The sequence below is a fragment of the Kutzneria sp. NPDC051319 genome, assembly GCF_040682195.1.
GTDB lineage: Bacteria > Actinomycetota > Actinomycetes > Mycobacteriales > Pseudonocardiaceae > Kutzneria.
This window is the reverse complement of record NZ_JBFBAM010000013.1, coordinates 82,357-96,515: the sequence shown is the minus strand read 5'-3', so window position 1 is coordinate 96,515 and position 14,159 is coordinate 82,357. Positions and strand designations below refer to the sequence as shown.

Below are 14,159 nucleotides of genomic sequence, written 5' to 3'. Positions count from 1 at the left end.
GGCCTGTCCTTCGTCCTTCTCACGGCAATCCGACGGCGGTCGGGCCCGGCCCGCCGGTGGCGGACCGGGCCCGGTCGGTCACTGCTCGGGGACCGCGGGGATTCGCGGTTCGAGCGGGGTGAACCGCTCCGGCTCCAACTCGGCGAAGCCGGCCGGCTCGGCGGGCACGCCCTCACGCGCGGGTTCCAGCAGCCGTTCCGACACCGGCAGCGCCGGCTCGGTCGGCCGCACCGGTTCGTCCATCCGGACCGGTTCGAGCCGATGCGCCGGCTGAAGCGGGGTTGCATCCTGGACCCGCTCGAACGCGTGCACCGGCTGCGCCGGGGTGCCTTCGTGCACTCGCTCGAACGAGTGCGTCGGCTGCAACGGCGTTGCTTCGTGCACCCGCTCGAACGTCTGCACCGGCGTGCCCTCGTGCGTCGGATACGTCACGCGGCCCTCGGCGGACGGCATCGAGTCAGGGACGGCGACGCCCTCGTGCACCGACTTGACGAACCGGGGCTCGGCCGGGATGGACTCGTGGGTCGGCAACAGCGTGCCTTCCCGCAAAGTCCCGTGCTGCAACGGCTGCAACGGCTCGGCCGCCTCACGGGCGTACAGGTGATGTGCCGGCGTCGCGGGAATGGCCTCCTCACGGGCCAACAATGGATGCTGCGGCGTCGCCGGAATCGCCTCCTCGCGCGCCAACAGCCGATGCTCAGGCGTCGCGGGAATGGCCTCCTCACGGGCCAACAGCGGATGCTGCGGCGTCGCCGGGATCGCCTCCTCACGGGCCAACAGGTGATGCTCAGGCGTCGCCGGAATGGCGTCCTCACGCGCCAACAGCCGATGCGCAGGCGTCGCCGGCAGCAGCCGGCCCTCGGCCAACTCGCCGCGCTCCAGCGGCTCGGCCGGGATGCCGGGCTGCGCCGCCTCGAACCGCGCCGGCTGCAACGGCTCCATCGGCTCCAGCGCGTCCATCCGCCGGGCGGGAATGCCCGGCTCGGCCGGCGTCAGCGCGTCGAACTGAGCCGGCTGCAACGGCTCCAGCGGGGTGCCTTCCTCACGGCGGAGCGCGATGCCGCGCTCCGTGGGCAACAGCGCGTCCATCTCCCGCCGGGCCTGCAACGGCTCAAGGGGCGTGCCGTCGGCGTTGGTGGCCGGGATGCCGGGCTCCCTTTCCAGGGCGTCCATCCGCCTGGCCTTCATGAACTGCCGCGGCTGCATCACGTCGTCCATCCGGCGGGCCCGGGTCAGCGGCGGGTTGTCGCCGCCACCACCGCCACCGCCGTAGTTGCCGCCGCCGGAGCCGTCGGAGTCCGAGTTGAGGTTCCGCGCGGTCTCCTTCGCCGAGTCGTCGATCTTGCTGTAGCCGGTCATCATGCCCTTGATGCCCTTCGCCACACCGTGCGTGGCGTCGGCCATGCCGGACGCGCCCTGCAGCGTCTGGTCCCGGCTGGTGCCGTACTGCTTCCAGAAGTTCTCGCCGTTCTTGTCCTCGCCCCACGGCTTGCCCAGGCTGTCCAAAGTGGACTCAAGGTGCTGGGTGATCTGCGCGATCCGGTCGCCCAGGCTCTGCAGGCCGGCGACCGCGGGCGCCATGCCCTCGGTGCTGACCGAGAAGTTGCTGTCGGCCATCGGAACCTCCTCAGTCCTCGGCGCCGGGAACGCGGCCGTTGTCCACGTACTCGCGGACCGCGTCCGACATGAACGGGTTGCGCGGCAACGCCTTGCCCAGCTCGGAGTTCTCGCCGAACAGCTGCGAGATGTCGATGCCGGCCGGCGCGTTGGCCGCCATCAGCTCCTGCTGCTGCTTCATCACGTGCGCGCGGGCCGCGTTGAACGTCTCCGTGATCACGTTGGCCAGCTCCATCGGCGCCATCTCGCGGTAGGCGTCGGTGGGGAACTTCAGCTCGAGGATCTGACCCTGCGGACCCACCGTCACCGACACCGACTTGCGCTGCGAGGCGGCGGTGCCGGTGATCTCCTGCATCTGCTTCTGGTGCTCGGTGATCTGCTCGAGCTGGCGGTGGTAGTCGGCCATCATCTCGTTGATGGCCTCGTCGTACGGCGACGACATGGTCAGCTCCTCTCACTCGTCGAGACGGTCATCCCAGCACCCCCGGCAGGTCCGAGCCGCGGCCGTCCCACTGGTCGGACCGGCGGTCGAGCAGGTCGGCGGAGGTGCGCTCCGGCTCCTCCTCGCCGTCCTCGGCATCCGCGTCGGGCTCGGGTTCGGGCTCCACCATCGGCTCGGGCATCGCCGCCGAGCTGCGCAGCACGACCTCCTCGGCCGGCTGCCCCGGCGCGGTGACGACCTTCTCCGGCCGCCACGTCGCCAGGTGCGGCTGGTCCGCCGGAGCCGGCACGCCACGCATGTCGCCCTGCACCCACTTGTCGTTGTCCTCGACGGGCGCGTCGGTCTGGACATCGCCGTCATTGTTCCGGCCGCCGCGGCCGAACAGCCACGGCAGCACCGCGACCGAACCGGCAGCACCCGCCTCCCACGCCGTGAAGTCCTCGGCGCCGTCCTGACCGTTCACCATGGCCACACGGTTGGGAGGCGTCATCGGTTCAGCCGGCACGGCGTCGTGCTGGGTTCCGCCCGGGTGGCCGTGCTGGTGCTCGGCGAAGCCGGACTCGGAGAACGCCGTCCCGCCCGGGGCGAGCAGCTGCGAGGCCTCGGACCGATGCTCGCCCGGCGCGGCGCCGGTCGGCGCCGACGTCGGCAGCGGCGGGATCATCATCGGGTCAGCGGAGGCGGTCGCCTGCGGCGGCTGTCCGTCGCCGACCACGGTCGCGTCGGTCGCCGGCAGGTCGGACAGGCCGCCGCCACCGCCGACCGCGCCGGTGCCACCGGTGATCAGCCCCGACGGGTCGCTGCCGCCGTCCTCCACACCACCCGGGAACTCGGTCGGGTTGAGCAGGCCGCTGGCGTCGGACCGGGTCGGCGCGTTGTTCTGGCCCGCGCCGGCGGCGGCGCCGCCCATGCCGCCGCCCGGCATCATCGGCATGCCCGGGGTCCCGGCCGGGCCGCCCGCGGACGCGAGCTGTTGCGGGTTGGCCTCCAGGCCGTCCGGGCCGAGGGCCTCCTCGACCGGCAGGTTCGGGTTGTCGACGGAGGTGCCGTCCGGCGCGGTGGCCGGGCCGAGGTCGCCGTCGAACGCCGACACCTGCGGGACGTCCAGGCCGGACAGGCCGCCGGAGCCGCCCTCCGCGGCGCCCGCGCCGCCGGTGATCAGACCCGACGGGTCGCCGATGGTGTCGTCCAGGCTGCCCGGGAACGCCGTCGGGTTGAGCAGGCCGCTCGCGTCCGACTTGACCGGCTGGTTGTTCTGCCCGCCCTGGCCGCCGCCCATGCCGCCCATGCCCGGCGACATCGGCATGCCCGGCGCACCGGGGCCGCCGGCCTGCTGCTGCTGGCCGCCGCCGAGGTTCTCGGTGCTGAGGCCGCCGTCGCCGAGACCGGCCAGCGACGGGTCGCTGACATCGGTGCCGCCCGGGAATCCCTCCAGCGACGGCAGGTCGGCCGCGCCACCGAGGCCGCCACCGCCACCACCGGCGCCGGTGTCGAGTCCGTCCAGACCGGACAGTCCGCCGCCGAGGCCGGACAGCGCACCGGGGCCGCCGGTGAGCAGGCCGGACGAGTCGAAGCCGCCGCCGAGGTCGCCGGGGAACGGCGTCGGGTTGAGCAGGCCGCTCGCGTCCGACTTGACCGGGTTGTTCTGGTTGCCCTGGCCGCCACCCATGCCGCCCATACCGGGCGGCATCATCGGCATGCCGGAGCCCATGTTGCCCTGGCTGCCGGGGCCGTTGGCGCCGCCGAGGCCGGAGTCGCCGAGGCCGGGGAAGCCCTGCAGCGCCGGGTTGTCCGACACCAGGTTGTTGCCGAGGTCGCCGAGACCGCCGGCGTCACCGAGGCCGTCCGCGCCACCGCCGACACCACCGCCGGCCCCGCCACCGAGACCCGGGAAGTCCTTCAACGCCGGATTGTCCAGGCCGCTGGTGTCCAGGCCGCTGCCGTCGGCGAACGGGTCGCTGCTGTTGTTCAGGCCGCTGGTGGCGAGGTTGTTGTCCAGCCCGCTGTTGCCCAGGCCGCTGTTGCCCAGGCCGGGGAAGTTGGACAACGGCGGCGGCGAGAAGGCCGAGCCGCCGCCGAGACCGCTGTCGCCACCGGGGCCACCAAGGCCGCTGTCGCCGGAACCGGGGAAGTTGGACAACGGGGGCGAGTTGAAGTCGCTCAGGCCGGGACCGCTGCCCCCACCGAGACCGCTGTCGCCGCCACCGGGGAAGTCGCTCAGGCCCGGACCGCTGTCCCCACCGAGACCGCTGTCATCGCCGCCGGGGAAGTCGCTCAGGCCGGGCCCGTTGTCGCCGAGGCCGGGGCCGCCGGTGCCGTCACCGGGGCCGGCCGCGAAGTTCTGCAGGGGCGGCGGCGTGAAGTCGCTGCCACCGGGGCCATTGCCGCCAGGGCCGTTGCCGCCGGGGTTGAACGGGTCGGGGCTGCCGAACGGGTTGTTGCCGTCGCCGAAGGGGTTGTTGCCGTCCCCGAACGGGTTGTTGCCGTCGCCGAAGGGATTGTTGTTGCCGTTGCCGAACGGGTTGTCGTCACCGCCGTTGGGCCCGGGGTTGTTGTCGGTGCTCGGCGGGGTGAAGCCGTCATTGGTGACCTTGTAGTTGTTGGACAGGTTGGTGATGACGGTCCGCATGTCGCGGTTGAGCGCGTCGACGACCTCCTGCTTCTCGTGCACCATCACCACGCCGTCCACCACATGGGCACCCATCTTGATCGCCTGGTCGGCGTACCAGTGGTCGATGGCGTGCAGCGTGTTGATCGCGGTGGCCAGGTGCTGGCCGCTGGCGTACACCTGGTTCGGGATGTCGTCCCCGGCCACGTCGCCGGTCAGCACCTGCGCGTTGGCGTGGATGTTCTGGCCCAGCGAGTACATCATCTGGTTGAACTGGCCGGCGGCCGCGCCCTTCCAGGGCGCGTCGTCGCCGTAGGACAGGGCGTCGGCCTGGTCCTTGATGCTCTGCGCCACCATCTGGAGCGTGTTCTTCACGTACTCCAGGGCGTTGGCCGCGGTGTAGAGGGAGTTCGGGTCGGACAGGCCGCTGTTGGTGTTGTTGCCGTAGGCGCCGACGACCGCCGTCATGATCTTGTGCCAGTCCCACTGGGTGAAATCATCCGGGGTCCCCTCGCCGGGGTTGTTGCTGTCCGGATTCGGATCCGCCATGGCTCTTCCACTTCTCTGATCTCAGCGGGACGTGGGCACAGCCGGCCGTCCGTCCACTTCGGACGGACGGCCGGTCGGCACTACGAGCCGTCGCCGAACTTGGAACCGGCCGAACCGACCGCGGTGATGTCGGAGCCCACGTCGCCCATCGCCCGCGACAGCTGCTGGCCGGTGACCTTGTTCAGGTCGTCGATGTTCTCGTAGTCCCTGGCCAGCTTGAGCACCGCCTCGTGGGTGTCAGTGACCGACTTGACGCACTTCTTGAGCACGGTCTCGAAGCCGGACTGGAGCATGCCGTCGCCGGAGTCCCCAGTGAGCATCGTCTTGATCACGTGCCCGGTGTTGAAGTCGCCCGCCTGCACCTTCGGCATGCTCTGCACGTACGACAGCGCCTTGTTCAGCGGGTCGATGAGCTGACCGATGTTGTCGGCGAAGATCTTCATCGACGGCGTGCTCACCGTCGTGGTGCCGCTGCCGCCGTGGCCCTTGCCGGGCACGTTCGGCGGCGTCAGCGACGGCGAACCGTCAGGGTTGGTCGGGCCCCCGCCGGTGACCGGCGGCGGCGTGTTGTTCGGGTCCCAGTTGGTCAGACCCGGCTTCGACGACGAGGACGAATCGCCCTTGCCGCTGACGAAATCTCCGTAGCCACCCATTGTCGACCTCCAGGGGTCAGGACCAGGTCTGCGTGCCGACCTTCTCGCCGTGCGTGATCAGCTCGTGGATCTGCATCAGGTCGTGCTGGGCCCGCTGCAGCTTCTGGGTCATTTCCTCGTGCGCCTGGTTGTAGTGCTGCTGCACCAGCATGAACTGTTCCTTGGTGGCGCCGTCGGTGTCGGCCAGCCGCGAGTTGATCGCGCTGACCAGCGCCTCGCCGACCTGGGTCAGCTCGTTGGCGATGCCCTGGAGCGCCTCGCCGATCTGCGGGGTCGTGTCCAGCTGCATGGAGTAGTCGGCCATCGTCTTCTCTCTTCTCGGTTCGTTCAGGTCAGGGGAAGGAGGGTCACAGACCCTGCAGGCCGCCCATGGAGCTGGTCGTGCCGCGCGCCACCACGTTGATGTTCTCGTGGGTGCCGCTGAAGTTGCTGTGCGTGCTGACCATCTTCTCCTGCATCTCGCGCAGGGTGGACAGCACCTTGTTGGCGCCTTCCTGGAAGTTGCTCATCGCGTCCTGGAACAGCGAGGCCGCGTCGCCGGTCCACGCGGCGGCGAGCGAGTCGCACTCGCTGATGACGCGCTGCAGGTCGCTCTGCACCGAGTCGACGGCCTCCTGCTGGCTCTGCGCGGTCCCGGAGAGACCAGCAAGATCAATCTTGGAAATCGACGACGCCATGTGGCTTCGCTCCTCACAGCTGGTGGTGCGCTAGGTCACCACGTTGGGTTTGTTTCGGTGTCCGGTCCGGCTCACGCCGGCACGGGCACCGCCTTTCGCTCCTCGACCGACGGCTTGACACCGTCGAGGTCGGCCGTGGTGACCGTCCTTGAGGTGGTGCCCGCCGCGATTGCCGCGGCGAGCTGGTGCGCGTCCCGGACACCGCCGGCCGGAAGCCCGGCCGTCAGCATCGCGGCGACGCCTTCCCCCGCCTGCCAACCGTTCTCGGTCCACCAGCGGACGACGAGTTCGGCCCTCTCGGCCGGCGGGTAGTCGGTGAAGCGCAGGTGCTCGGCGAACCGACCGGCCAGGTCGGTCCGGCCGAGCAGCGCGCCGATGAGTTGCTGCTGCCCCACGAGCAACAGCACGGTCTCCGCCGGGGCCGCCGCGAGCACCTCGCGCACCGCGTTGACGACGCGGCCCTTCTCGGCGTCCGACCGCTGCAGGAACTGCGGGTCGATGTCGACGAGCAGCGCGCCGCCGGCGGCCGCCTCGACCGCGGCCCGCACCCGGATCTCGGCCTGGCCGTCGAACTTGCACGGCAGGCCGGACAGCGGCAGCTCGACGACCGCGCCGGCGGCGATCAGCCCCAGCTCGGCCAGCGAGCGGGTGAACAGCCGGGCCATGGTGCGCCGGCCGCTGCCGACCGGGCCGTCGAACACCATGTTGGCCAGCCCGCCCAGCGGCTGCCGCCGCCGGTGCAGGGCCAGCAGTCCGGTCAACCGGGCCAGCAACGCGTCCTTCACGGCCTGCTGACCGACCATTGTGGACAGTCGGCGGGCGCTCGGGCCGGGCGGCAGGTTGTCCTCGGGCGTGTCGGTGCCGTCGTCGCCCTCGGCCATCGGCACGTCGGTGGTGGCGAACCGGCTCAGCTCGTTGTCCGCGCCGCCGGAGATCGCCAGCCGGGAGGCCTGGGTGGAGATCATCGACTCGAACAGCTGCCGGGCGACCCGGCCGTTGCCGAAGGTCTTGCCCTTCGGCGTCTTGTCGAAGTACCGGTGCAGCGCGTTCAGCACGTCGTCGTCGAGCTCGTAGTAGTGCTTGGCCGCCATGCCCCGCACGATGGTGACGAGCTCGTCCACCGTGTAGTTGGGGAACTCCACGGTCTTGGTGAACCGGGAGGCCATACCGGGGTTGGAGGCGAGGAACTGCGCCATCTGGTCGGTGTAGCCGGCGACGATCACCACGATGTCGGTGCGGTGGTCCTCCATCAGCTTCATGACGGTGTCCACGGCTTCCTGGCCGAAGTCCGGGCCGGAGCCGCCGGACTGGCTGGTCAGGGTGTACGCCTCGTCGATGAACAGCACGCCGCCGAGCGCCTTCTCGAACACCTCGGTGGTCTTGATGGCGGTGGCGCCGATGTACTGCGCGACCAGGTCCTGCCGCGCGACCTCGATCATGTGGCCCTGGCGGAGAATCCCCAGTTCGGCCAGCACCGAGCCGTAGAGGCGGGCGACCGTCGTCTTACCGGTGCCGGGCGGGCCGGCGAAGACCAGGTGCCGGCTCAGCGCCGGCATCGGCAGGCCCATCTGCTCCCGCCGCTGGGCCATCCGGTTCAGGTTGATCAGACCGGTGACCTCGGCCTTCACCGAGTCGAGGCCGACGAGGCTGTGCAGGTCGGCCAGCGGACCCTCGCCGCGGTGCCCGGCCTGCTCCTCGCCCTGGTCGGCGGCGGCCGCCGCGGCCGCGGTGGGAGCGGCCGGCGCGGCCGGCTGGGCGCTCACGGCCGGGGCCGGCGCGGGAGCCGCGGGGGCGGTCGGCGGCGTGGACGGGGCCGGCGGGGCGCTGCCCTCGTTGTCGAAGATCTCGCAGGAGTCCAGTTCGGACACTCCGCTGCCCTGGACGTCGATGCCCGGCCCGGAGTTGTGGTGCACGCGGCAGCGGGTGGCGCGCAGCGTGCCGCCGTCGGCGACGACGATGCCGGCGCCGCGAACCTCGGTGACCTCGCTGGCCTCCAGCGTCAGCACGCTGCCGGAGCCGATCTCGATCGGGCAGCCCAGCGCCGCCGCCGAGCTCACGGTCGCCCGCGCCTGGCCGGTCAGCAGCAGGCCCGCGCCGGCGGTGGTGCGCACCCGCAGCTCGTCGACCCGGCCGGTGGACGAACCCTCCAGCGCGACACCGACTCCGCCGGCCAGCTCGATGACGGCGCGGCGCAGGTCGATGCCGGAGTCGACGACCCGCACTCCCCCGTCCACGGAAAGCCCGTCGATACGCGCCTTTCCGCCGCCGCTGACCAACACCGCCGACTGGTCGGCCCCGGTGACGGTCAGCATCCTGATCGACGGGTCGGCGGAGGCGTCGACCAGCAGGCCGATCGGGCTCTCGCTGATGGTGCAGTTCTCGATCACCGGCGAGGCGCCGCCGGTCACGTGCACGCCCTGGCGCGCGGCGCCGGTGAAGGTGCAGCCCGTCAGCGTCGGCTTCGCGCCGTTGGCGATGTGCACGGCCTGGCCACCCGAGCCGCTGAACGTGCAGTCGGTCATGGTGACCGTGCCCGCGCCGGTCAGGTAGGCGTCCAGACTGGCGCTCTCGGTGATGCTGACCCGGGTCAGCTCGGCCCGGCCGTCCTGCTCGATCACCACCGCCGGCTTGCCGCTGCCGACGATCTTCGTGTCGACGATCTGGCCGACCCCGGAACCGTTGACGCACAGGCCGTTGCCCTTGACGTGGTCGAAGACGCAGCCGCGCACCTGCACCCGGCCGCCCTCGGCCACGACCATCGCCGACGAGCCGACCTCGGCGATCACCGTCTCCTCGACGGAGCTGTTGCCCACCGAGGTGACCACGACGCCGGCGCCGGTCGGGTTCTGCACCCGGCACTGCCGCATCGCCAGCACGCCGGTCTGCCGGGCCAGCACGGCCGTCCAGGCCGCGCCGCCGACGCGGCAGTTGTCCAGCGCCGCCTCGCCGTGCCGGACGTCCAGCACCGGCAGCTCGGCGTCGTCGCCGGTGATGTCCAGACCGGACAGCTGCACCGCGCCGCCGGCGACCACCAGTGTGCTGCCCTTGGTGGCGTGCAGGCGAACCGTGCCGGGGCCGTCCTGGGCGCTGATGGTCACCACGCCGGTGATGGCCAGCGACTCGTCGTACCGGCCGGCGGCGACGTTGATCACCGAGCCGTCGGTGGCCTTGGCCAGCGCCTCCGCGATGGTGCGGAAGGCGCCCGGCACCTCGAGAACCTGCCGGGTCATGCGCTCGTCCTCTCCATGGCGGTGGAAAGCAGTCCGGGCGGGGCGCTGGCCGTCGGCCGCGCCCCGGAGGGACCTGCGACCTGGGCCCCGGCGACCTGGGCCCACGCCTGCGCGGCCTGGTCGAGGCCGCCGAGCGCCAGGTCGTCGAACATGCTGCGGCCGGTGTTGACCTGGCCGTCCTCGCCGATCTCGGCGGTGGACAGCTCGCGCAGCAGCACCACCGGGTTGGGCTCGTCCCGGACTTCCAGCACCTTGAAGTTGGTGCCTGGCACGAACAGCACCTGGTCGGCGACGGACGGGTCGATCAGCTGGGTGCGGCGGGCGGTCATCGACCACACGCGGAACTCCACCTCGCCGGCCGTCCCCGGCCGGCCGGCCGTGGTGGCGGTCAGGAAGGCCCATTCGCTGACCAGCAGGCGATTGCGGTACCAGTCCAGCTCGGACTCGCCGGCCGCGGCCCACAGCTGGGTCGCGCCGCGGTAGGACGGCAGGCGCTTCAGGCCGGAGGTGACGACCCGGGCCAGCGGCACGTGCGGGCCGGGAGCGGCCGAGCGGACCGCCTCGTCCAGGCCGGCGCTGTCGCCGGTCAGGTAGACGCGGACGCCGACCAGGTCGGCCAGCACCTCGTCGGCCTGCATGCCGACGCGCAGGCCCGGCACCTGCGACAGCATCCGGGACACCGTGCTGGCGGCCACGTCGTACTGGGAGTTCAGGGTCTTGCGCAACCAGGCCCGCTCTTCGGTCAGGCCACGGGATGGCGGCACCGCGCACGCCCCCGGCACCGGCACCGGCTGCACCGCGACGGCACGGACGGCGACGACCTCCGGCTCCGCGACGGCGACCGGCTGGGGCTCCGGCGCCACGGCGGGCGTCGGCTCCGGCAGCGGCTCGGGCTCCAGGATCGCGGCCGCGTCGGGCTGCGGAACGGACTCGACCTTCGGCGCCCCGGTCTTCGGTGCTTCGGTCTTGGGGGCCGGCGCCGGGACCGCGATGGCGGCGAAGTCGATGCCGAAGTCCGGCACCGAGGACTCCAGCCTCAGGCCCGTCGGCATCGCCGCCGGAGGCGCGTCCACCGCGGCGGTGACGATCGGCTTCGGGGCGACGTCGTCGACGACCGGCGGCTCGGCGACGGCAGCGGCGGCGGGCGGCGCGGCCGCAGCGGCCACGGCAGCGGCGGCGGCGGCGACCGGTTCGACCACGGCGGGCGGCTCGACGGCCACGGCCGGACCGGCCACCGGCATGGCGGCGGGCGGTTCGGCGACGGGCGGTTCGGCGACGGGGGCCACCGGCTCGGCGATCGAGGCGGGCGGCTCCGCGACGGCGGCGGCGACGGGACCGGCGACCGGAGCGGGCGCCTCGATCACCGCGGCCGGCGCGACGACGGGCTCGTCGTCGACCATGCCGCCGGCGAGGCCGATGACCGCCGACTCCAGCACGATGTCCTCGCCGGCAAGGCGAATCGCCGGCCGCACGGGCTCCGAAGCGACCGGCTCGGCCGGCGCCGCCGCCGTGTACGGCGCGGAGATCGTCGGGGAGTCCAGCTCGTCGCCCTCGACGACGTCGGCGTCCACGATCATGTCCGCCGACACGACCTCGGTCGCCTCGGTCGGGGCGTCCACCGGACCGGACGGCAGGGCCGGCAGCGACAGGCGCGGGGCCATCAGCTCGACGCCGTGGTCGGCCGGCAGCTGCACGGACTCCGAGCTCCACCGGCCCGGCACGGATTCGACAACCATGCCCCGGGCCGGCAGCACCGGCACGTGGTGGCTGTTGGCGACGAGCACGGCGGCCGGCAGCGCGCGGAACATCCGGCGCATGGCCGGATCCATGGTGGCCAGGATCTCGTCGGCCAGCGCCTGCATCCGGTCGGTGAGGTGCCGCGAGGAGGTGTCGAACACGACGGCGGCGAACCGGGAGTCGATGGGCGCTGTCCGCACGTGGTCGGCGTTCACCGGAGCGACCGGCGGCCGCAGCCACAGTCCACTCTGGACGACCTCGACGACGGCGTCGCTGGCGTACCAGTAGACCCCGGGCGACAGCTCGGCGGCGCCGGGCATCGGGTTGTCGTGGGCGACCAGCTGCGGCGGCAGGATCCGGCCGGCGGCCGCGGCCCGCGGCAGGTACCGCAGCTCCCGGGCGAAGGAGCGCCAGCCGAGGTTGCCCTCCGGCGACACGACGTGCAGCGTGCCCTCGACGGACGGCATGCCGGCGTAGAAGGTGACGGGCGCGCCGAGCTGGTCGGCCAGCGCCTGCCCGACGGAGGCGCGCAGCACCTCGACCGGGCCGTACTGGAGGAAGCGGACCTTGGCGCGGTGCTCGGGCGGCACGGAGTGGCAGAACCGGGCGATCTCGGCCATCGGCACCGGCCGCGAGTTCGGCGACCCGAGCACGACGATCAGCTCGTCGCGGTTGGGCACCAGGCCGGAGATCAGCAGCGCCCGCTGGTCGTCGGCAGACTCCAGCGGCCGGATCCACACGCCGGCCGGCAGCGGCTCGACCACGCTGATCGGGCCGGGCTGCCACACCTGCTCGGTGCCCGGGTAGGTCCAGTCCGGGACCGGGAAGCGGCGCGAGTCGTGCTGCGGCGCGCGGCCGCGACGGAACCGCACCCAGCCGACGCCTTGCAGCGCCGAGCTGAACAGCGCGCCGCCGGGGGCCATCACGACGTCGCCGTCGGGCACGAGAACCGGGCAGTTGAGCCGTTCCGCCAGCCACTGGGCGGTCATCACGGCGGCGTCGCGGGAATGCTTGCCCAGCACCAGCCGGTAGCCGCCACGGCGACGGCCGAGCAGCGCGGCGACGGCGTGCCACAGCTCGATCGGGCCGTCCGGCGGCACGTCCGCCACGACGACGGTGTGCTGGGGGTCGGCCGCGATCGTGCGGGCGAAGGCCAGCGCGCGAGGGTTGAGGTGACCCTCGATGTGCAGCAGCATCGCGTGTCCCGCGTCGACGCACGCGACCTGCGGCATCGTCACGGAATCCGGCGTGCTGACCGCCCAGGTGCGCAGCCTCGTGCCCAGCGCCATGTCACTGCCCTCCTCGGGTGTTCGCCGCCAACACGGCCGGGCCCATCACCAGGTCGGGCCCGGACGGCATCGCGTCGAGCACCTCCTTGGGCATGCCGACCGCGGTGCCACCGATCTGGAGCGGGCCGAAGGCCTGCTGGGCGACCCGGAACTTCTCGCCGAGATCGGTGATCAGGTAGTACACACGCTTGTCCGACTGCTGCGGGGCCGGCTCGGCCACCGCGATCAGGCCGCGGCCGGCCGGCACGTTCATGGTGATCCGGCCCGCGGACACCGCCAGCTGCTCGGTGACGAGGAACCCGGTGCTCACCGCGTCGCCGCTGGACTTCTGGCGCACGCACACCGCCGCGTTGTCCGCCGCGTACGTCTTGGACGTCACCATGTTCGGCATGCCCTGCAGCGTCGAGTTGTCCTTGGACTCGGGCAGCTCGGCCAGGCCGGCGGTGGTGATGTCGCGCGGCTGGTGCGCGCCGGGCTTGGCCAGCAGCAGCGCCAGCGCGGTGTCGTTGACCGGGGCCACGCCGTCCTTGCGCAGCACGTAGGTCTGCTTCTCGCCGCCGACGCTGGTGTCCACCAGGTCGCCGATCTTCGTGGCCTGGCCGTCGACCGAGGGGCCGGCCTGGCCGGCGCCCTCGACCACCGGCACGTCCAGGGTCTGGCCCTGGTGCAGCTGGTGGATCCACACGGTCGGCACCAGCGTCGGCGCGGTGTCGCCGAAACCCAGCGCCACCAACGCGTTGTGCGAGCCGATCGGGTAGATCGTGTTGCGCCACACCACATAGTTGATGTGGTCCTGGCCCTGCACGAGGAACTTGGCGTCGGCCGGCATCGGGGTGGCCGCGGTGTTCGGGTCCACGTCGACGCGCATGGACGGCTCGTCCGCGCCCGGGGCGGCGCACAGCGACCACTGCGGCGGCAGCATGTCCTGGGCGCGCGGCACCGAGTCCGGCGCGCCGGGGATGCCGACCGAGCGGCCGTGCGGCACGCCGACCAGCGAGTTGCGGGAGACCGGCGTGAACGTGCCGCTGACGTTGGTGCCGGCGAAGAACAGCATCGCCGACGCGGTGTTCAGGGTGGGGTAGAGCGTGCCGTTGATGTAGAGGTACCGGTTGCCGGTCTCCTTCTCCACCACGATCGCGCCGGGCTTCTTGTAGTCGAGGTTGCCGCCGGGGTTGATCAGGCCGTAGATGGCGAACCCGCCGCACAGCAGCACGGCCACCAGCACGCCCCACATCAGGCCCAGCGAGGAGCGGCGCAACGGCGGTTCGCCGCGGCCGGGGTCGCCGGTGGTCAGGGCGCTGGCCAGCCGGGAGGTGACGAACTGGTACGCCTGGACGTGGTCGCGTCGACTCTGCAT

Annotated in this window: 9 protein-coding genes; all 9 read right to left on the bottom strand. The window is 72.4% G+C overall.

Annotated elements, in window-relative coordinates; all coding sequences use genetic code 11:
* Positions 1-78 precede the first annotated feature (78 nt).
* Positions 79-1,617: a hypothetical protein gene (locus AB0M73_RS15970; protein ID WP_363891353.1), complete on the bottom strand. Its 1,539-nt coding sequence runs from the start codon at positions 1,615-1,617 to the stop codon at positions 79-81.
* A gap of 10 nt (positions 1,618-1,627) precedes the next feature.
* Entirely contained in the window at positions 1,628-2,059 is a 432-nt protein-coding gene (locus tag AB0M73_RS15965) for a YbaB/EbfC family nucleoid-associated protein (protein WP_363891352.1), read from the bottom strand.
* Positions 2,060-2,087: 28 nt separating this feature from the next.
* Positions 2,088-5,216, bottom strand: a complete 3,129-nt coding sequence (locus tag AB0M73_RS15960) for a hypothetical protein (RefSeq protein WP_363891351.1) — start codon at positions 5,214-5,216, stop codon at positions 2,088-2,090.
* Between the two features lie 80 nt (positions 5,217-5,296).
* Positions 5,297-5,869: a hypothetical protein gene (locus AB0M73_RS15955; RefSeq protein ID WP_363891350.1), complete on the bottom strand. Its 573-nt coding sequence runs from the start codon at positions 5,867-5,869 to the stop codon at positions 5,297-5,299.
* A 16-nt stretch (positions 5,870-5,885) separates the two neighbouring features.
* Entirely contained in the window at positions 5,886-6,173 is a 288-nt protein-coding gene (locus tag AB0M73_RS15950) for a hypothetical protein (protein WP_363891349.1), read from the bottom strand.
* Positions 6,174-6,216: 43 nt separating this feature from the next.
* The gene (locus tag AB0M73_RS15945; RefSeq protein ID WP_043724963.1) at positions 6,217-6,546 is read right to left on the bottom strand and encodes a WXG100 family type VII secretion target; all 330 of its coding nucleotides are present in this window, start codon (positions 6,544-6,546) and stop codon (positions 6,217-6,219) included.
* Positions 6,547-6,617: 71 nt separating this feature from the next.
* Positions 6,618-9,776: a right-handed parallel beta-helix repeat-containing protein gene (locus AB0M73_RS15940; RefSeq protein ID WP_363891348.1), complete on the bottom strand. Its 3,159-nt coding sequence runs from the start codon at positions 9,774-9,776 to the stop codon at positions 6,618-6,620.
* A complete protein-coding gene (locus AB0M73_RS15935; protein WP_363891347.1) occupies positions 9,773-12,802 on the bottom strand; it encodes a hypothetical protein in 3,030 nt (1,009 codons plus the stop codon). Before AB0M73_RS15935 ends, AB0M73_RS15940 begins: the two co-directional genes overlap by 4 nt.
* 1 nt (position 12,803) lies before the next feature.
* Complete coding sequence (eccB, locus tag AB0M73_RS15930; RefSeq protein WP_363891346.1) at positions 12,804-14,159, bottom strand: type VII secretion protein EccB; 1,356 nt, start codon at positions 14,157-14,159, stop codon at positions 12,804-12,806.